Genomic DNA, 19,856 nt, shown 5'->3' on the forward strand with positions numbered 1-19,856 from the left:
CGTGTCAGTCTAGGCGGGTCATACGCCCGGGCTGACCGAGCTCATGTTGAAGTCCGGGATGCGCAGCGCGGGCATCGCCGCACGGGTGAACCAGTCGCCCCACTCACGCGGCAGCGTCTTCTCCGTACGCCCGGCCTCCGAGGCCCGCGACAGCAGGTCCACCGGCGACTCGTTGAACCGGAAGTTGTTCACCTCGCCGATCACCTCGCCGTCCTCGACCAGATAGACGCCGTCCCGGGTCAGCCCGGTCAGCAGCAGCGTCGCCGGGTCCACCTCGCGGATGTACCAGAGGCAGGTCAGCAGCAGCGCCCGCCCGGTCGTCGCGGCGACCATCTCCTCCAGCGACTTCTCGCCGCCGCCCTCCAGGAGCAGGTTGTCGATGCCCGGGGCGACCGGGAGGCCGGTCAGGCCCGCCGAGTGCCGGGTCGTCGTCAGCCGCTCCAGCTTCCCGTTCCGGACCCAGTCCGTCGGGGCCAGCGGCAGCCCGTTGTCGAAGACGGAACCGCTGTCGCCGGAGGAGTGGGCGATCACGAACGGCGCCGACTCCAGACCCGGGGCGTGCGGGTCGCTGCGCAGGGTGAGGGGGAGCGGCGCGAGCTGCTCGCCGAGCCGGGTCCCGCCGCCCGGCGTCGAGAACACCGTCCGGCCCTCCACCGCGTCCCGCGCGGTCGACGACCAGAGCTGGTAGATCAGCAGGTCCGCCACCGCGGTCGGCGGCAGCAGCGTCTCGTACCGGCCGGCGGGCAGCTCGATGCGCCGCTCCGCCCAGCGCAGCCGCTGTGCCAGCTCCGCGTCCATCGCCGCCGGGTCGACGTCCTTGAAGTCCCGGGTCGCCCGGCCCGCCCACGCCGAACGCGTCCGGTCCGGCGACTTCGCGTTCAGCTCCAGCGTCCCGTTCGGCTGGTCGTGGCGCAGCCGCAGCCCCGTCGACGTCCCCACGTAGGTGGAGGTCAGCTCGTGGTTGGCGAAGCCGTACAGCTCACGGCCGCCCGAGCGGGCCCGGGCGAAGGCGTCGCCGAGCGCCGGGGCGAAGTCCGCGAAGACCTCCGAGCCGGTCTCGGCGGGCGCGTCCGTGAAGTCGGGCGATGCGGGCACCCCGCTCACCAGCGGCTGCGCGTCCTCCGCCGGACCCGCGCCCCGGGCGGCGGCCTCGGCGGCGCGGACCAGCGGCTCCAGGTCGTCGGTGGTCACGGCGGACCGGGAGACGACACCGGAGGCGGTTCCCTCGGCCCCGTCCACGGTCGCGATGACGGTCAGGGTCCGCCCCCGGGTCACCCCGTTCGTGGTGAGCGCGTTGCCCGCCCAGCGCAGATTGGCGGAGGACTGCTCGTCGGCGATGACCACCAGACCGTCCGTGGTGGACAGCTCCAGAGCCCGCTCGACGATCTCGTACGGCTTGCTGACGCGGCTCATCGCCCGGCCTCCTGCGTCGTGTTGAGGATGTTGACGCCCCGGAAGAGGGCGGAGGGGCAGCCGTGCGAGACCGCCGCGACCTGGCCCGGCTGGGCCTTGCCGCAGTTGAACGCGCCGCCGAGCACATACGTCTGGGGGCCGCCGACCTTCTCCATCGAGCCCCAGAAGTCGGTGGTCGTCGCCTGGTACGCCACATCGCGCAGCTGTCCGGCGAGCCTGCCGTTCTCGATGCGGAAGAACCGCTGCCCGGTGAACTGGAAGTTGTAGCGCTGCATGTCGATGGACCAGGACCGGTCACCGACCACGTAGATCCCGCGCTCGACCCCGCCGATCAGGTCCTCCGTGGAGAGCCCGCCCGGATCCGGCTGCAACGACACGTTCGCCATGCGCTGGACGGGGACATGGCCCGGCGAGTCCGCGAACGCGCAGCCGTTGGAACGGCCGAGGCCCGTCAGCTTCGCGATGCGGCGGTCCAGCTGGTAGCCGACGAGCGTGCCGTCCTTCACCAGGTCCCACGACTGCGCCTCGACGCCCTCGTCGTCGTACCCGATGGTCGCGAGGCCGTGCTCGGCGGTGCGGTCGCCCGTCACGTTCATCACGGGGGAGCCGTACGCCAGCTTGCCGAGCTGGTCGAAGGTGGCGAACGAGGTCCCGGCGTACGCCGCCTCGTACCCCAGCGCACGGTCCAGCTCGGTGGCGTGGCCGATCGACTCGTGGATCGTCAGCCACAGGTTGGACGGGTCGACGACGAGGTCGTACGCCCCCGCCTCGACGCCCGGCGCCCGCATCTTCTCCGCCAGCAGCCCGGGGATCTGTTCCAGCTCGGCGTCCCAGTCCCAGCCGGTGCCGGTCAGATACTCCCAGCCCCGGCCCACCGGCGGCGCGATGGTGCGCATCGAGTCGAACTCGCCGGTCGTGCCGTCCACCGCGACGGCGGTGAACTGCGGGTGGATCCGCACCCGTTGCTGCGTGGTGACGGTGCCCGCCGTGTCCGCGTAGAACTTGTTCTCGTGCACGGTCATCAGGGACGCGTCCACATGCGCGACGCCCTCCGCGCCCAGCAGCCGCCCGCTCCACTCGGCGAGCAGCGCCGCCTTCTCCTCGTCCGGTACGGAGAAGGGGTCGACGTCGTACGCCGAGACCCAGGTCCGCTCACCGTGCGACGGCTCGTCCGCCAGCTCCACCAGCTCGTCCGAGCCGGCCGCCGCGATCACCTTCGCCGACAGCTTGGCCATCGCGACGGCCTGCGAGGCCACCTTCGCGGCCGCGTCCATCGTCAGATCGACCCCCGACGCGAACCCCCAGGCCCCGCCGTGCACCACGCGGACCGCGTACCCGAGGTCCGTGCTGTCCGACGCCCCGGCGGGCCGCGCGTCCCGCAGCCGCCAGGTGGCGCTGCGCACCCGCTCCAGCCGGAAGTCGGCGTGCGTCGCGCCGAGGGCCCGCGCTCGGGCGAGCGCCGCGTCGGCCAGCGCGCGCGACGGCAGTGCCAGGAATGACTGATCTACCTCGTGGGGCACAGGGAGTTCCCTTCTCGATACACCACGGCAGTGAACCACGCGGAGGGTGACCGCACCGGGGTGGAGCCTGACCTTTCGTCATGAGATCCGCCAACTTCATGGACCCCGAAGGCGCTGCGGTGAGAAGATCCGCCTATACACGGGTGGCCGGTGGGGTTGATCCCGGTTCTTCCCCCAAGTTCCCCGGAGTTCCGGGCCGGAGAATGAGGTCGTCGTCCCGATGGAGAGAACCGCGCCCGCCGTGGCCGCGCAGGACGTGTTGGCGGAGTTGCGCAGTTCGGGGCAGCGGCTGGCTGCTGCCCTGCGCGCGTCGGCTGTCGCAGTCGAGGCCGGGACCATGCCGGTGGCCGGCGCCGCCGACGAGCTGATCCGGTGGACGGACGACCGGGCCAGGGCCGCCGAGACTCTGGGCGCGGAGGGCTGTCCGTGGCCCGCGGACGCCGGGTACGAGGTGGCCGAGTCCGCACTCGCCCGCGTGCACAGCGCTCGGCAGGAGCAGGCCGAGGCGCTCCGGTGCAAGGCGGCCACGTACACCCAGCTCCTGGAGATGGCCGACGACGGGGAGGAGGCCGACGACCTGCGGCGCCATCTCCTGCGCATCCAGAAGCAGTTGGAGCAGTACGGCGATGTGGTCGGCACTGTTCTCCCGGAGGCCTCCGGCACAGCCGCGAGGCCGTCGGGCACCGGTGCGGGAGCGGGGGCGGAGGCCGCCGGAGAGGCTGGCATCGACGAGGGCGGAGGGACCGGAAAAGGGGAGGCCGGACCGTCTGAGGCGGCTCCCGTTCCACCCGAACAGGCGCAGCCTGCCAGGCCCGTCACTTACGCTGCTGCCTCAGCCGAGGAGCTTCCGGCCCCGCGGCGGCGTCCGGACCCCGTACCAGAGCAGCCGGAGCCCGTGCTCCGCGAGGCGCCCGAACAGGCGCCGGAGGCCGAGCCGGTCGCACCTTCCGCCGAGGCCGAGCCGGTCGCGGCCGATTCCGCCGCCGAAATGGTCGCCGAGAGCCCGGCGGGGCTCCAGTCGCGGCAGCCCGCCCCGCCGAGTGAAGAGTCGTGGCCCGAAGGTGTGGACCGCCCCGACTGGGACCCGCGGGCGCCCTGGGACACGGGAACGGTCTCGCCCGTGGTGCGCCTGCTCGCGGAGGGCCGGGTCGCCGAGGCGTACTGGATGACCGTCGCCTCCGACGAGAGCCCTGTACGCGCCAGGGCCCTCGCCTTCGCCACCGCCGCCTTCGGCTGTGTGTCCGACGCCGAGGCCACTCCCGTACAGATCGCCCACGAGTTCGAGCCCGCCCTGGCGACGGAGGACCGCGAAGCGCACCTCGTCGCGCTGGCCGCCGCGCTACGGACCGGCGTCACCACCCGCTGGCCGCACGTCCTCATCAGCGGGTTCGTCTCACCGGCCGGTCTCTCCGGCCCCTGGCAGCACCTGCTCAACGTCATGGTCTCCGCCGTCCGCGACGGGAGGGTCTTCGAGCCGGGCATGCTGCAGACCGACGAAGGCGGACTGGAGGCCAACGCCCGCGACGAGATCGGCTGCACCGCCCGCAGGCTGCTCGACGACCTCCCGCGCCGCAAGATGAAGTACCAGCGCGCCTCCCAGGTCCTCCAGCACCTGGTCGGCCCGTCCGGGCGGCTCCGTCAGGCGCTGAACCGGGTCATCGAATGGGCCGAGGGTAACCAGGGTGCCGAGGCGGGCGGATTCCGCGTCCTCGGCGAGGAACTGTGGCGCCCCGAGGACATCGACCGCCTCATCCAGGACACCGACGCGCTGTTCCGTACCTCCAAGCAGGCGAAGGAACCGATAACCGCAGGTGCACTGCGACAGCTCCACACCGCGTGCCGCTCCGTCGGAGAGGTCATGATGCGGGCCGAAGCCGCGGCCGTCGCGACCCGTCCCCAGCCCGGGGCCAACGAGCGGGGCATTCCCGAACTGGTCTCGGTGGTCCGCGACCTGGCGGATCACCCCGAGCCGACCGGTGTGGGCGGTGCCGCGCTCGGGCTGCTGCGCAGGTGGCTCGCCGGTGAACCCGTGCCGCTGACGGAGAGCGCCGAGCGCATCCGGGAGAACGGCGGCCCGGTCCCGCCCGCCGACTGCCTGCTGGGCCTGCCGGACCTGCCCCGAGGGCCTGACGGCGAACCTCGGCTCGGCGACCCGCGGACGGCCCTGCGGATGGCGGCCCTCCTGGCCCCCGGGGACGCGGAGTCGGCACTCGACCGTTATCTGGAGAACGGCGATCTTCACCTCGCCCGCGCGCTCATCACGGCCGCCGAACGCGAGCCAGCTGCCTTCGGCGCCGGTCCGGAGTGGGCCGACGCCGCACAGCAGCGCCTGGCTCAGGGGCACGAGGACTGGCGCCGGGAGGTCGGCTCACGCCACCGCGCCGCCGCCGGACTGCTGGCCCAGATGCGGACGCTCAACCAGCTCGCACCCGACCGGGAACGCGAGTTCGCCGGCCAACTGCAGGAGTTCGCGGACGGGGAGGAGTCGGGGCGCTACCGCTTCGCCCTCGACTCGCTGCACGCCCTGGAGGCGGAACTGTCCTCCCTGGTCCACGAGGCCACCCGCGCCCTCCGCCAGGACCTGGCCCAGCTCCGCCGGGACCCGGACCATCCGATGGACCCGGTCGACCACGAGCGCATCGCGCGCCTCATCGACGAGGGGGACACGGTCACTGCCCAGGAGTTCCTCGCGCTCGCGTCGAGCCACCAGCCCCTGCCCGAACGCATCGCGGACGAAGGTGATGAGCTGGCGGGCTTCCTCGCCGGCGTCGTCGCCCCCGACGCGCCCCGCGCCGGAGGAGAGGGCGTCGAAGCGCACTGGTGGGCCGACCGGTACAGCGACCCCAGCGCCTCTCTCACCCAGGCGGCCCGCGCGGGCCTCGACTCTTGGCGGTCCCTGTGCACCAAGCAGGGTCGCAGCAGCGAGTGGCAGCAGCACCTGCCCCGGGTGCTGAGACTGCTGGGCCTCGAACTCTCAGGGAGCCAGCTCCACACCGACCGTGCCGCCCTCGGCCAGGGAATGCGCCGCTTCAAGGTGCGGGCGAACGTCGCCGAACGGGTCGGCTACGTCGCGGCCCTAGGTTCACGCGCCACGTCGTACACGGTCCTGCTCGTCTGGGAGGAGCAGCCCGCCGACGGGCCGCTCGCTCACCTGGAGGACGCCGACGTGGGTGCCAACATCGTCCTCTATCTGCACCCTCTCGGCTCCGAGGGGCGGCGCAGCCTCGCGGAGTCGGCCCGCTCCTTCGCGCAGCAGGCCCTCGTCGTCGACTCCGCCGTCATGGGCTGGATGGCCGCGCGCGCCCCCGGGGCCTTCCGGTCGCTCCAGCGCGTGACCCTGCCCTGGGCGGCGTACAACCCTTACACCCCCTTCGTCGCCGGACTCGTGCCGCCCGAGGTCTTCTACGGGCGCGACGACGAGATGCGCGAAGTCATGGGGCGCGAGGGCGGGATGTTCCTCTACGGAGGCCGGCAGCTCGGCAAGTCCGCCCTGCTGCGCCGGGTCGCGGAGATATTCCCCAGCCGCTCCGACACGCACGTCGCGGTCTACCTGGACCTGCTCAAGGCCGAGATCGGCCACGCCGAGGCGCCGGAGCGCATCTGGAGCAGGCTGGTGGAGGACCTCAAGCGCAAGGGGGTCTTCAACAACAAGATGTCCGAACAGGCCAGCCCCGAAGTCGTGGTGAAGAACCTCCGGGCCTGGCTCGACGAGGACGACACCCGCCGCGTGCTGGTCCTCGCGGACGAGGCGGACGCCTTCCTTAACACCGACTCCCGTCGCGCCTTCCGGGTCGGCAGCGAGTCGACCTTCCCGAACGTCATGCTGTTCCAGCGGCTCATGGAGCAGACAGAACGCCGCTTCAAGATCGTTTTCGCCGGTCTGCACCAGGTGCAGCGGTTCGGCCACCTCTCCAACGTCTCCACCGTGCACGGCGGTCCCGACGTGCTGGTCGGCCCGCTGGGCCAGCAGGCCGCCATCCGTCTGGTCACCGAGCCGATGGCCGCCCTCGGCCACTCCTTCGAGCGGGCCGAGCTGGTGTGGCGGATCCTCGCCATCACCAACTACCAGGCCAACCTGGTGCAGATCTTCTGCCGCGAGCTGGTGCGCACCCTGCACTCCCGCCCCTACGCGTTCTCCGACGGGCCGGTGCGTATCAGCGAGGACGACGTGCAGAAGGTCGCCGCTTCGGAGACCGTGCGACGGCAGATCGCCGAGCGGCTCCGTTTCACGATCAACCTGGAGGACCGCTACCGGGTCCTCGCCCTCGTCATCGCGTTGCGCAGCCTCAAGGACGGCTATCGGGGCGACTACACCGCGAGCGCCCTGCTGCAGGAGGCGCGGGAAGCGTGGCCGCAGGGCTTCGAGATGCTGAGCGCCAAGCAGGCCCAGATTTTCCTGACCGAGATGGTCGGCCTCGGCCTGCTCATCCAGCTCGGTGACCGGTCCCGGTTCGCGGTCCGCAGCCCCAACGTCGTGAACATGCTCGGCACCCGTGAGGAGCTCGAACTCGAGCTGAAGGAGACCGAATTCGGTCTGCCCTACGACTACAACCCGAGGGCCGCGCGACGGATCCTGGGCCGGGACCGGCACAGCGTTCAGCGCTACAGTCCGCTTACCGAGGAGCAGTTGCACGACACCGCCCAGCCGGGCGTGAGCGTCATCGGCACGACCGAGCTCTTCCGACCAGAGCTGGTGCGGCAGGCGGTGGTCGCCTTCGCCGAGAACCGGGGCGTGGAGGTGCTCAAGCACGAGCGCGGTGGAGACCTGCCGGCGCTGGTCAAGCAGCGCCGGCGCAAGGCGCACCTCCTCATCGCCGATCTCCGCGGAAGCAGCGCGGGAGAGCTGCGCACAGCGGTACAAGTGTTGCTCAACCACGCCGGTCCGGCCTCCGACGACCTGGTCAGGCAGGTCGCGGGCCGCACTAGCAGCACCGCGAACCGTTCCGCCGTCGTGGTGGCCGACGCGGCTGCGGTCGCCGAAATGGAGGCGGCCCCCGGGGAGGAGCTCTCGGTCCGGCATCTGCGGCCGGAACGCTGGACGGCCGACGCGCTGCGCGCGTGGTCCGAGTGCCCGTTCGTCTCCCGCGAGGACCGGAGCCGACTGGTCGCGGCAACCGGAGGATGGCCGCACTGGATGGAGGCGGCGGTGACGGACGTTTCGGTACACGGCTCCACTCTCGTGCAGGCCGTCGAGCGCATCCGGGCCGTCATCGACCGGCCGACCAACGCGGATCTACACCTGCGCCAGGCCGGTCTGGACACCGGAGACCTGGACCTGCTCACCGCCTGGACCAACTACGTCGAGGAAGGGCAGGGCGCGCCGCTCGACGATATCCAGGCCGCGGTCGAGCTGACCGAACCGGAGACCGACGAGTGGCTGACCCGGCTGGAGCGGCTCGGCCTCCTTGACACCACCGACCAGGGCTTCGCCGTGGAACCGGTGACCTACCGCGCGGTGCGCGCGAGGGCCGCCGCCGGGGAGAGGTGAGATGTCGGAGGCACCGGCCGGGCTGCCGGTCCTGGCTGATCTTCCGGGCGCCCGCGCACAACTGCGCGGGCTGACGGAGGACCTGCGCGCGGGCCTGAACAGCATCTGGCTGCTGCCCGACCGGCTGGTGGCCAACGGGCAGGCCGAGGAACTGTATCTGCGGGCCCTGTCCGGCGCGCGGCCGTACATCGACGTGCCCTCGACCTTGGCGGCCGACGCCGAACTCCTACTGTCCGCACGGCAGACCGAGAGCCGTCCGGCGCGGGTCGCCGGGTACGGGGCCGACGCCGATCAGCTCCCCTACCTCGACCAGTACGACGATGGATTCGATCTCGGCTGGGAAACGGACGGGTACGTCCCGGTGATCCCCGCGCCCAGGGCGGAGAGCACCCGTGCGGCTGTATCGCAGGACGATCTGACGCTGCGGGTCGCCAAGGAACTCTCGGTCCAGGTCGACGACGTCATCGCGTGGCTCGTGGCGCCGGGCAGCGACGGGCCGCCACCCGTGATCGGGATACGCGCCTGGGCGGAACCGGACGGCGGGCCGGTGCGCGGAGCGGCCGTCGAGCGGCTGTACCGCTCGCTGTCCGCGGCGGTCAAGGCGGCCGGCCTGCCACCGGGGGAGCGGCCGAGGCTGCTGGTCGCCGCCCGGCTGCGCGACCTGCCGACGGGGCTGCCGGACGCGCTGCACCTCGACTCGGCGGCCACGACCGTGCACTGGTGGTGGGGCGCGCTGGGGCGGCTGGACGTCTCGACCGCCGTCGCGTCGTGCCTGACCGCCGCCCGGACCGCGGGGCGGGACGGGGACTCGCTGGGAGACCGCGTACTACGCCAGCTCACGGCGGAGACGGTCATCGAGGTCTGCGGTCCGGATCTGGAGCTGGCACGGCGGCTAGCCCTCGACTGGGACGGCAGGCAGCGCACGCTCGACGCCGCACTCCGGCGATGCCTCGCCGCCGGTACGCCGGTGACCGGCGGCTCCCCGGAGGCGCCCACGCGGATGGGTGCCCGGCACCGCCCGGGAGTCGACGTGCGTGAGGCGTGGTCGGGCGGTGCCATTGCGGCGTGGGAGGGGCGGCTGCGCACGCACCCGGGCACCTGGTACCCCGTCGGCCCGGCCGCCGAACTGACGGGGGACGCCCGGGCGCGGCTGGCCGCCCTGATCGCTCAGGCCCAGCAGCGGGTGGTGCTGCCGTGGATCGAGGAGGCCCGGCAGCGGCTGGCCGCGCGCTCCCTGCACCATCTGAACCGTCCCGTCGAGAGCGTCGTTGAGGACTACATCGAGCGCCCCGCCCTTCACCTGCGCACCCGGCCCGAGCGCGCGTTCCTCGAAATCCAGGTGGGGGAGCTGCTGCACGCCCACCGGCAGGGCGCGGTGGCGCTGCCCGGACACGAGGCGCAGTTGCTTAGGCTCCTGGTCAAGGTGCGCAACATCCTGTCCCACCGGTCCGTGCTGCACGACGCCACCGTGAGGGAGTTCGGCGACGAGCTGTCCCGGTCGGACCTGCGGACACCCTGATACGGGCGGATCCGGGCGTTCCGGTATGCCCCGGGCCCGCCGGGTACGTGGAACACACGTGGTGACGCGGACTGTAGGAACCCCACAGCCCCCCGGACAAGCCACTGTCAGGGCCCGATTCCCCGATCGGAGCACGGTACCGATAGGTTTTCGACGTACCCGACCGCCCGGGAACACGCACCAGACCGCCAAGGAAAGGGTGATCCGTTGAGCCGCTCGGTTCTCGTCACCGGAGGAAACCGGGGCATCGGCCTCGCCATCGCCCGCGCCTTCGCCGACAACGGCGACCAGGTCGCGATCACCTACCGCTCCGGCGAGCCCCCTCAGGCCCTCACCGAAGCCGGTGTCCTCGCGGTCCGCTGCGACATCACCGACACCGAGCAGGTGGAGCAGGCCTACAAGGAGATCGAGGACAAGCACGGTCCCGTGGAGGTGCTCGTCGCCAACGCGGGCATCACCAAGGACCAGTTGCTGATGCGGATGTCGGAGGAGGACTTCACCTCCGTCCTCGACACCAACCTCACCGGCACCTTCCGGGTCGTCAAGCGCGCCAACCGCGGCATGCTGCGCGCCAAGAAGGGCCGGGTCGTCCTGATCTCCTCCGTCGTCGGCCTCCTCGGCTCGGCCGGTCAGGCCAACTACGCCGCCTCCAAGGCCGGGCTGGTCGGCTTCGCCCGGTCGCTGGCCCGTGAACTCGGTTCGCGGAACATCACCTTCAACGTCGTCGCCCCCGGTTTTGTCGACACCGACATGACCCAGGCGCTCACCGAGGAGCAGCGCAAGGGCATCGTGGCCCAGGTGCCGCTCGGCCGCTACGCGCGGCCCGAGGAGATCGCCGCCGCCGTGCGCTTCCTCGCCTCCGACGACGCGTCGTACATCACTGGAGCCGTCATTCCCGTTGACGGCGGATTGGGCATGGGTCACTGATCACCATGAGCGGAATTCTCGACGGCAAGCGCATCCTCATCACCGGGGTGCTGATGGAGTCGTCCATCGCGTTCCACGCCGCGAAGGTGGCCCAGGAGCAGGGTGCCGAGGTCATCCTGACGGCCTTCCCGCGTCCCACCCTGACCGAGCGCATCGCCAAGAAGCTGCCGAAGCCGGCCAAGGTCATCGAGCTGGACGTGACCAACCAGGAGCACCTGGACCGGCTGGCGGGCCTGGTCCGCGAGGAGCTCGGCTCTCTCGACGGTGTCGTCCACTCCATCGGCTTCGCGCCGCAGGACGCGCTCGGCGGCAACTTCCTCAACACCCCGTTCGAGTCCGTCGCCACCGCGATGCACGTCTCGGCGTTCTCGCTGAAGTCGCTGGCCATGGCCTGCAAGCCGCTGATGAGCGAGGGCGGCTCGATCGTCGGCCTCACCTTCGACGCCCAGTACGCCTGGCCGCAGTACGACTGGATGGGCCCGGCCAAGGCCGCGCTGGAGGCCACCTCCCGCTACCTCGCCCGTGACCTGGGCAAGGACGGGCTGCGCTGCAACCTGATCTCCGCCGGGCCGATCGGCTCCATGGCCGCCAAGTCCATCCCGGGCTTCTCGGAGCTGGCCGACGTCTGGAACCACCGCGCTCCGCTGGCCTGGGACATGTCCGACCCGGAGCCGGCCGGCCGCGGCATCGTCGCCCTGCTCTCCGACTTCTTCCCGCGCACCACGGGCGAGATCATCCACGTCGACAGCGGCGTGCACATGATGGGCGCCTGACCGCGCACTGCCCCAGCTGAACGGCCCCCGGCCGCGTCACCCCTCCCGCACACGGAGACGGTGGCACGACCGGGGGCCGTCGCCGTGCGTGGTCGCTCGGGTCGAAAAGTCCGCCGATCCACCGCAGAATGTGGAGGAACCGGACTTCTGGTCAGGCTGCGGGAGGGAGACTGCTGTGCGCCCCACGCGCCGACGAACCCGTCTCCTCCTGGCCGCCTCGGTGGCCGCCGCGGCTCTCGCCGTACCCCTGGGAGTGCACGCCGCCAGGGGAGCCGACTCCGGTACGGAAGTGGCGCCCCCGAAGCCCGAACCGGCCGGCTCCGAGTGCCGTACGTCCGTCGAGGGCTCCCGGGTCGTCGCGTACTGCCACAACCCCTACCCCTCCACCGACCTCGTCCGGCTGCACACCGAGTGCGACCGCTGGTGGGACGTCGACGCGGACGGCGCGGCGGTCGCGGTGGAGCCCGGCCGGACCGTACGGCTGGAGGACCGCTGCTGGAAAGAGGTTGCCACCGCCTGGGTCAGCCACCGCCCCGCCCCGCTGTGAGCGAGCCTCCGGGCCGCGCCCGGTGCTACACCCGGTCCGTCAGACAGTTCAGCGCGTGGCTCGCCGCCTCGGCCGCCGCCGTCTCCGCGTCCCCGGCCCGGATCGCCTCGACCAGCCGGCCGTGGTCCATGTGGTTCTCCGGCCGCAGCTCGGGACCCACGTCACCGCGCAGATAGTCGCGCAGCAGATCCCCGAGGTCGGCGTAGAGCCCGGTCAGGACGTCGTTGTGCGACGCGGCGACCACCGCCAGGTGCAGGGTCGCGTCCGCCGCCACGAACGCCTCCGCGTCGCCCGACGCCCAGGCATCCTCCCGGCGCGCCATCAACGCGTCCAGCTGCCGCAGATCCCGCTCGGTGCGCCGGGCCGCCGCCAGCCGGGCCGCCGACGACTCCAGCGTCGAGCGCAGCTCCGCGACATGCCGGGGGTCCGCCGCCGCGAACCTGCGGTGCATCACCCCGGCCAGCTCGCTCGTGGCGATCACATACGTGCCGGAGCCCTGCCGGATGTCCAGCAGCCCGTTGTGCGCGAGCGCCCGCACGGCCTCGCGGACGGTGTTACGGGCCACGCCCAGCTGCTCGACCAGCTCGGGCTCGGTCGGAATCCGCGAGCCGACCGGCCACTCGCCCGAGGTGATCTGGTTCCGCAACTGGGCGATCACCTGGTCGGAGAGTGCCGAACGCCGAGGAGACGTCAGCGCCATGGTGCTCCTTGCTCGTGAGCTTGAGGTCCGGGCCGGATTCTCTCCCGCATTCTCTCAACGCATGCGGGGGAACCCGGGCTATGGCCGGATTGGACAATCAATCATCCCATGATTCTATGATGGCTCCATGCCGGACGACGAGACGCAGACCCCGACCCTGAACCGCGAGGCCACCGCGCGCACGCCCCACGCCACCCGGGCCCAGCCGCTCCCCGGAGCCGCCGAGGGGCCCTCACCGTGGCTGCTGCGCCTCATCGCCGTGGGACTCGTCCTGGCCGCGCTCAACCTCCGCCCCGCCATCACCAGCCTCGGCGCCCTCCTCGAAGAGGTCCGCGAAGGGCTGCACATGAGCGGCAGCGTGGCCGGAGTCCTCACCTCCGTACCGCCGCTCTGCTTCGCCGTCTTCGGCGTCATGGCGCCGCGCCTCGCCCGCCGCTTCGGCGCGGGCGCCGTCGTCTGCGCGGGCATGGCCGCCATCGCGGTGGGCCTGGTCGTCCGCCCGTACATCGGCTCCACCGCCGGATTCCTGGCCGCCAGCGCCCTGGCCCTGATGGGCATCGCCGTCAGCAACATCCTGATGCCGGTCATCGTCAAGCGCTGGTTCCCCGACCGCGTCGGCACCATGACCGGCCTCTACTCCATGGCCCTGGCCCTCGGCACCGCCCTGGCCGCCGCCCTCACCGTCCCCGTCACCGGGGCGCTGGGCGGCAACTGGCAGACGGGCCTGGTCGTCTGGGCCGTGCTCGCCGCCGTCGCCGTGCTGCCCTGGATCGTCCTCGTACGCGACCGCACCCCGGCCCCCGGCCAGCCGGCGCCGCTCGCCGCGAACGCCACCGAGGCGCCGACCCTGAAGATCGCCCGCAGCCGCACCGCCTGGGCCCTCGCCTGCTTCTTCGGGCTCCAGGCCACCGCCGCGTACATCACCATGGGCTGGATGCCGCAGATCTTCCGCGACGCCGGGGTCTCCGCCGGCACGGCCGGACTCCTGCTCGCGGTCACCATGGCGATGGGCGTCCCGCTGGCCTTCGTCATCCCCCGGGTCGCCTCCCGGCTCAAGAACCAGGGTCCCATCGTCGTCGTCCTCGGCCTGTGCGGCCTGATCGGCTACAGCGGCCTCTACCTCGCGCCCGCCGCCGGGGCCTGGGCCTGGGCCCTGCTCCTCGGGGTCGCGAACTGCGCCTTCCCGCTCGCCCTCACCATGATCGGCATGCGGGCCCGGTCCGGCGCGGGCGTGGTCCGGCTCTCCGCCTTCGCCCAGTCCACCGGCTACCTGCTCTCGATCCCCGGCCCGCTGCTCGTCGGCGTCCTCTACCAGCACAGCGGCGGCTGGGGGCTGCCGATCGCCCTCATGGCGGGCCTCATGATTCCCCAGATGGTGGCCGGAATCCTGGCCGGCCGGGACCGGACGATCGAGGACGAGAGCTGAGATGCGACACTGACCTCATGCCAGTGCTCGATCCGAATCCCCAGAACGGACAGAAGAAGCTTCTCCTCGTGTTCGGGGCGATGCTCCTCATCACCGTCGTCATCGGTGTGATCGCCACGATCGCCTCACCCTGACGCCCGTGACCCCCCGAGGGGTGGGGCTAGCCCCACCTTCCCCTAGGGGGCCAGGGTCAGGGTGAAGTGGGTGGGTCACCGGATGGGACCCACCGTCCCCGTTCCGTAAGTTCTTCGGTGACGAACCGATGACTCGACGGAGGCGGACATGCCGGCACCGACGCACACCAGGTCCCACCGACCGGCCGCCGACGGTGTCGAGATCCGGCTGCCCTGGTGGGCCGTCGCCCTGCCCGCCGTCGCGTTCGCCGCGCTGCTGCTGATGATCCTCAGCCCCGGACAGGCCCAGGCCGCCACCGCCGATCCCGCGCTCGGACAGCTGATCGAGCGCACGTACCAGCTGCTGTTCCGCTGAGCCGAAGCCGCCCCGGACCAGCGCGTGAACTGTCCGGACGAGCCCGTCAACACCCTGCGCCGGAGGGCGCGTTTCATGCGAAGCTGAGATGTATGAGCGTCGAGACACCTCGCAGGATCGTCCTTCTCCGGCATGCCAAGGCGGAATGGTCACAGGCTTCCGATCATGAGCGCCCGCTGGCCGAGCGCGGCCGAAAGGACGCGCCCGTGGCCGGCCGCAGGCTCGCCGATTCCGGCATCGACTTCGATCTGGCCCTCTGCTCCAGCGCGGCCAGGACACGGGAGACCTGGAAGCTGGCGGTCCATGAATTCTCCCAGCGCCCCCGGACGGTCTACGAGGAGAGGCTGTACGAGGCCTCCCTCGGCGAACTGATCGCCCTGTTCAACGAGACCCCCGACGAGGTGCGCAACCTCCTGGTCATCGGTCACAACCCCGGGATGCACGGGGCCGCCGACGCCCTCTCCGGCTCGGCCGAGGGCGACACCCTGGCCCGGATGACCCGGGACGGTTTCCCCACAGCCGCCTACGCCGTGGTGGAGTTCCCCGGCTCCTGGAAGAGCGTGGAGCACGGAGCGGGCCGGCTCACGGAGTACTGGACCCCGAACGACTGATCACGCACAGAGCCCCTGAGCACGCGCGGAACGTCCGAGCGCAGGCACAGGGCCCCGGCACCACATCGGTGCCGGGGCCCTGTGCCTGCGCTCGGACGGGTTCAGTCGACGAGTCCGTCCGCCGCCTCGACCTCTTCCCGGGTGATGCCGAGCAGATAGAGCACGGTGTCCAGGAACGGCACGTTCACCGCGGTGTGCGCCGCCTCGCGGACCAGCGGCTTGGCGTTGAACGCGACGCCGAGCCCGGCGGTGTTCAGCATGTCGAGATCGTTCGCCCCGTCCCCGATCGCCACCGTCTGGGCCAGCGGTACGCCCGCCTGCTCGGCGAAGCTGCGCAGCAGCCGGGCCTTGCCCGCCCGGTCCACCACCTCGCCGACGACCCGGCCGGTGAGCTTGCCGTCCACCACCTCCAGGGTGTTGGCCGAGGCGAAGTCGAGGCCGAGCCGCTCCTTCAGATCGTCCGTGACCTGGGTGAAGCCGCCGGAGACGACGCCGACCTGGTAGCCGAGCCGCTTCAGCGTACGGATGAGGGTGCGGGCGCCGGGGGTGAGCCGTACCTCGGTGCGGACCTTGTCCACCACCGAGGCGTCCAGACCGGCCAGCAGCGCGACCCGGGCGTGCAGCGACTGCTCGAAGTCCAGCTCGCCGCGCATCGCCTGCTCGGTCACCTCGGCGACCTTGTCCTCGCAGCCCGCGTGCGCCGCGAAGAGCTCGATCACCTCGTCCTGGATCAGCGTGGAGTCGACGTCCATGACCACCAGCCGCTGGGCCCGCCGGCTCAGCCCGGCCGAGACCACCGCGACGTCCACGCCGATCTCGGCGGCCTCGGTCGCCAGCGCGGTCCGCAGCTCGGCCGTCCCGGTCCCCGACACCGCGAACTCGACTGCGGTGACCGGGTACTTCGCCAGCCGGAAGATACGGTCGATGTTCCCGCCGGTCGAGGTGATGGTGGCCGCTATGGCGGCGGTCGACTCGGCGGTGAGCGGGTGCCCCAGCACCGTCACATGGGAACGGCCGTCACCGCGGGGCCGGTTGTCGCCGATGCCGGAGATGATCTCGGCCTGCAGCTTCAGGGAGTCGGCCCAGCTGTGCACGGTCGCCCGCAGATCGCCCTCGGTGGTCCCGCCCGCCGTGGGCGCGGTGACCAGGGCGCACAGCACGATGCGGCCACGGGTGACGACCTGCTCGATGTCCACGACGTCGACCGCGTACGCGGCGAGGGTGTCGAAGAGCCCGGCCGTGATGCCGGGGCGGTCCTTGCCGAAGATCTTGACCAGCAGCGTGGGTGCGTCACTGCCCGGTGGCGGCCCGAGGGGCTCAAGAGACTCAGAGGGCTCAGAAGAGGAGGGGGGCTGAGGTGGCTGAGATGCGCTCATGGTGTTCCCACCGTATCGGTCCCGCCACCTCCTCCGGCCGCCCGTCCCGAGTGCCGGACGGAATCGCACCGCTGCCGCCGACGCCGCGTCCGGATCTGGCCGGTACGGGTCTTGCGCCCGGCCGCACCGGCTGTCTCGTATCCTCCGGTATGGCGTCGCTGGACATCTTCTGGGAGGTAACCGCACCTTCGTCCGGTCCTGTCCGCGTCCACTCCCGTTTCGCCCCCCGGTATCGGGGTGTTCGCGCAGGTCTCCTCGCGCTCTTCACCCGCCCGACTTTCGGATCGGGGACCGATCCTGGAATAGTTCCCCACGATGTTCAGCATCCCTAGACTCCCTGCGACGGGGGTATCACGGGGGACAACTAGTGGGGCGCGGAGTGCCGGAACTCGTACTGGAATTGAATGGCAGCACCTGGACGCTCGATCCGTCCAGGTCGTACACCCTTGGACGTGATCCGCAGGGCGACCTGATGATCGACGACGCCAGAGTGTCGTGGCGGCACGCCACGATCAGCTGGAACGGCCGCAGTTGGTCCATCGAGGACCACGGCAGCACCAACGGCACCTATGTGCAGGGCCGGCGGATCCAGCAGGTGGAGCTCGGCGCCGGCTCGGTGCTGCACCTCGGCAACGCCACCGACGGACCCCGGGTGAGCCTCAGCGCCGCCGCGGGAGCCGGTGTCGCCGGCGGCCAGGCGGCCGGCGCGCAGCAGGCCCCGGCGCACCAGCCCCACCAGCAGCCCCAGGGCGGTGCCGCGGGCTGGCACGGGCAGCAGGCACCCGCCCAGCACCAGGCCCCGGCGCACCACCAGGCCCCTGCCCAGCAACAGGCCCCTGCCCAGCAGCAGGCATGGCAGCAGCCGCAGGCGCCCCAGCAGCAGGTCCCGCACCAGCAGCCCGCGCACCAGAACGTGCCGCACCAGCAGCACCCCGGGCAGCAGGGCGGACCGGGACAGGGCGGTGCCGCGGGGGCGCCGCCGGTCTACGGCGACCGCAGCCCCACCACGTTCCACCAGCTGGCCCTCGGCCGGGTCATGCGCATCGGCCGTGCGCTGGAGAACGAACTGGTCGTCTCCGACCTCCAGGTCTCCCGCAACCACGCCGAGTTCCACGCGACGCCCGACGGCCGCTTCGAGATCCGCGACCTCGGCTCGCACAACGGCACGTACGTCAACGGCCAGCCGCTCCACAAGTCCGGCTCGGCCCTCATCGGCCCGAACGACATCGTCGGCGTCGGCCACTCGACGTTCCGGCTGGTCGGCGACCGGCTGGAAGAGTTCGTCGACACCGGTGAGGTCTCCTTCTCCGCCCGCCACCTCACGGTGACGGTCGACGGCGGCAAGCAGATCCTCAAGGACGTCTCCTTCGGCGTCCCCGAGAAGTCGCTGATCGCGGTCATCGGCCCGTCCGGTTCCGGAAAGTCCACCCTGCTCAAGGCGCTCACCGGCTACCGGCCCGCCAACCAGGGTGACGTCCTCTACGACAACCGGAACCTGTACAAGCAGTTCGCCGAGCTGCGCCAGCGCATCGGTCTGGTCCCGCAGGACGACATCCTGCACAAGGAACTGACCGTCACCAAGGCCCTCAAGTACGCGGCCAAGCTCCGCTTCCCCGCGGACACCACCGAGGCCGAGCGCCAGTCCCGGATCACCGAGGTCCTCGCCGAGCTCAAGCTCGACATCCACAAGGACAAGAAGATCACCTCGCTCTCCGGCGGCCAGCGCAAGCGCGTCTCGGTCGCCCTGGAGCTGCTCACCAAGCCGTCGCTGATCTTCCTGGACGAGCCGACCTCCGGCCTCGACCCGGGCATGGACCGCGACGTCATGCAGCTGCTGCGCGGTCTCGCCGACGACGGCCGCACGGTGCTCGTGGTCACGCACTCGGTCGCCGAGCTGGCGATCTGCGACAAGCTCCTCGTGATGGCGCCCGGCGGTTCCGTCGCCTACTTCGGTCCGCCGGAGGAAGCGCTGAACTTCTTCGGCTACACCAGCTGGGCCGACGTCTTCTCCGCCTTCGAGAACTACCGCGACTACGACTGGGCGGGCCGCTGGCGCGGTTCGCAGCACTACCAGATGTACGCCGCCGACATCGACGCGGTCGCGGCCCAGCCGGTCAACATGCCGCCCCCGCAGCAGATGCGCCCGCCGAAGCCGCAGGGCTGGACGGCCCAGCTGTGGACGCTGATCCGGAGATACTCCTCCGTCATCGCGTCCGACAAGGGCTTCATGGGCCTGATGCTGATCCTGCCCGCGGTGCTGGGCGTGGTCAGTGTGGTCATCCCGGCGGAGTTCGGACTGGGCGACCCCACCCCGCCGTCCCGGTTCAACGGCAAGGCCGGGACGATCATGCTGATCCTCGCGGTCGGCATGTGCTTCTCCGGCGCCGCCAACTCCGTACGAGAGCTGATCAAGGAACGGGTCATCTACGAGCGCGAGCGGGCCACCGGCCTCTCCCGCTCCGCGTACCTGATGTCCAAGGTGATCGTCCTCGGTGTGATCACCGCCTTCCAGGGCGTGATCATCTGCGGCATCGGCTTCGCCACCCGCCAGCTGCCGGAAGAGGGCCTGATCATGCCCCCGGCCGTCGAGATCTGTCTCTCGATCATCGCGCTGGGCTTCACGTCGATGATGGTGGGCCTGGTCATCTCCTCGCTGGTGAAGACCGCGGAGAAGACCATGCCGCTGCTGGTGATGTTCGCGATCGTCCAGGTCGTCTTCACCGGCGTGCTCTTCCAGGTGTACGGGTCGCCCGGCCTGGAGCAGTTCGCCTGGCTGATGCCGTCCCGCTGGGCGATGGCCGCGGCCGGCACCACGCTGGACCTGGGGCGTCTGACGCCTCCGTGGGACCCGAAGAACCCCACCGATGTCGACCCGCTGTGGGAGCACACCGCGAGCCAGTGGGGCATCAACATCACGATCCTGCTCGCGCTCGGCGTGATCTGCTGCTTCGTGGTCGCGCGCCTGCTCCGCCGCCACGAGCCCGAGGTCATGCGCAAGTAGGCACCGGGTACGACGCCGAAGGCCGGCACCCCCGCAGGGGTGCCGGCCTTCGGCGTGTGTACGGCT

General features: G+C 71.4%; 14 protein-coding genes. 10 read left to right on the plus strand and 4 right to left on the minus strand.

Annotated elements, in window-relative coordinates; translation table 11 throughout:
- Positions 1-18: 18 nt before the first annotated feature.
- Together IE134_RS22840 and IE134_RS22845 are read right to left on the minus strand one after the other, a co-directional pair.
- A complete protein-coding gene (locus IE134_RS22840) occupies positions 19-1,413 on the minus strand; it encodes a metallopeptidase TldD-related protein (protein ID WP_030713558.1) in 1,395 nt (464 codons plus the stop codon).
- Positions 1,410-2,933 carry a TldD/PmbA family protein gene (locus tag IE134_RS22845; RefSeq protein WP_030713560.1) on the minus strand — a complete coding sequence of 508 codons (1,524 nt, stop codon included), beginning with the start codon at positions 2,931-2,933 and terminating at the stop codon, positions 1,410-1,412. The genes IE134_RS22840 and IE134_RS22845 overlap by 4 nt, the downstream gene beginning before the upstream one ends.
- A 220-nt stretch (positions 2,934-3,153) precedes the next feature.
- Between IE134_RS22845 and IE134_RS22850 the strand changes: the two genes are divergently transcribed.
- The 5 genes from IE134_RS22850 (at position 3,154) to IE134_RS22870 (ending at position 12,187) form a co-directional block, all read left to right on the plus strand.
- Positions 3,154-8,421, plus strand: coding sequence for a hypothetical protein (locus IE134_RS22850; protein WP_098895008.1), 5,268 nt, complete (start codon positions 3,154-3,156; stop codon positions 8,419-8,421).
- A gap of 1 nt (position 8,422) precedes the next feature.
- Entirely contained in the window at positions 8,423-9,940 is a 1,518-nt protein-coding gene (locus IE134_RS22855) for a hypothetical protein (protein WP_098895007.1), read from the plus strand.
- Positions 9,941-10,147: 207 nt separating this feature from the next.
- On the plus strand, positions 10,148-10,867 hold the full coding sequence (fabG, locus tag IE134_RS22860; protein WP_030713562.1) for a 3-oxoacyl-[acyl-carrier-protein] reductase: 720 nt from the start codon (positions 10,148-10,150) through the stop codon (positions 10,865-10,867).
- 5 nt (positions 10,868-10,872) lie between these two features.
- On the plus strand, positions 10,873-11,640 hold the full coding sequence (gene fabI / locus IE134_RS22865) for an enoyl-ACP reductase FabI (RefSeq protein WP_010061423.1): 768 nt from the start codon (positions 10,873-10,875) through the stop codon (positions 11,638-11,640).
- A gap of 175 nt (positions 11,641-11,815) precedes the next feature.
- Positions 11,816-12,187: a hypothetical protein gene (locus IE134_RS22870; RefSeq protein ID WP_126931228.1), complete on the plus strand. Its 372-nt coding sequence runs from the start codon at positions 11,816-11,818 to the stop codon at positions 12,185-12,187.
- Between the two features lie 25 nt (positions 12,188-12,212).
- Here the strand turns inward: IE134_RS22870 and IE134_RS22875 are convergent, their stop codons facing one another.
- Positions 12,213-12,887, minus strand: coding sequence for a FadR/GntR family transcriptional regulator (locus tag IE134_RS22875; RefSeq protein WP_098020039.1), 675 nt, complete (start codon positions 12,885-12,887; stop codon positions 12,213-12,215).
- A 127-nt stretch (positions 12,888-13,014) separates the two neighbouring features.
- On the opposite strand from IE134_RS22875, the gene IE134_RS22880 reads away from it, so the two are divergent.
- The 4 genes from IE134_RS22880 (at position 13,015) to IE134_RS22890 (ending at position 15,413) form a co-directional block, all read left to right on the plus strand.
- Positions 13,015-14,313, plus strand: coding sequence for a CynX/NimT family MFS transporter (locus IE134_RS22880; protein WP_189431539.1), 1,299 nt, complete (start codon positions 13,015-13,017; stop codon positions 14,311-14,313).
- 17 nt (positions 14,314-14,330) lie between these two features.
- Positions 14,331-14,447 carry an SGM_5486 family transporter-associated protein gene (locus IE134_RS34465; protein ID WP_007446146.1) on the plus strand — a complete coding sequence of 39 codons (117 nt, stop codon included), beginning with the start codon at positions 14,331-14,333 and terminating at the stop codon, positions 14,445-14,447.
- Positions 14,448-14,595: 148 nt separating this feature from the next.
- A complete protein-coding gene (locus IE134_RS22885; protein ID WP_030713581.1) occupies positions 14,596-14,802 on the plus strand; it encodes a hypothetical protein in 207 nt (68 codons plus the stop codon).
- Positions 14,803-14,894: 92 nt separating this feature from the next.
- The gene (locus IE134_RS22890; protein ID WP_010061430.1) at positions 14,895-15,413 is read left to right on the plus strand and encodes a SixA phosphatase family protein; all 519 of its coding nucleotides are present in this window, start codon (positions 14,895-14,897) and stop codon (positions 15,411-15,413) included.
- A gap of 101 nt (positions 15,414-15,514) precedes the next feature.
- Here IE134_RS22890 and serB read toward each other — a convergent pair whose 3' ends face one another.
- Positions 15,515-16,789, minus strand: coding sequence for a phosphoserine phosphatase SerB (serB, locus tag IE134_RS22895; protein ID WP_030713582.1), 1,275 nt, complete (start codon positions 16,787-16,789; stop codon positions 15,515-15,517).
- A gap of 367 nt (positions 16,790-17,156) precedes the next feature.
- Here serB and IE134_RS22900 point away from each other — a divergent pair, with 367 nt between their 5' ends.
- Complete coding sequence (locus IE134_RS22900; RefSeq protein ID WP_189431541.1) at positions 17,157-19,790, plus strand: ABC transporter ATP-binding protein/permease; 2,634 nt, start codon at positions 17,157-17,159, stop codon at positions 19,788-19,790.
- Positions 19,791-19,856 lie beyond the last annotated feature (66 nt).

This window comes from Streptomyces rubiginosohelvolus, assembly GCF_014649875.1.
Lineage (GTDB): Bacteria > Actinomycetota > Actinomycetes > Streptomycetales > Streptomycetaceae > Streptomyces > Streptomyces rubiginosohelvolus.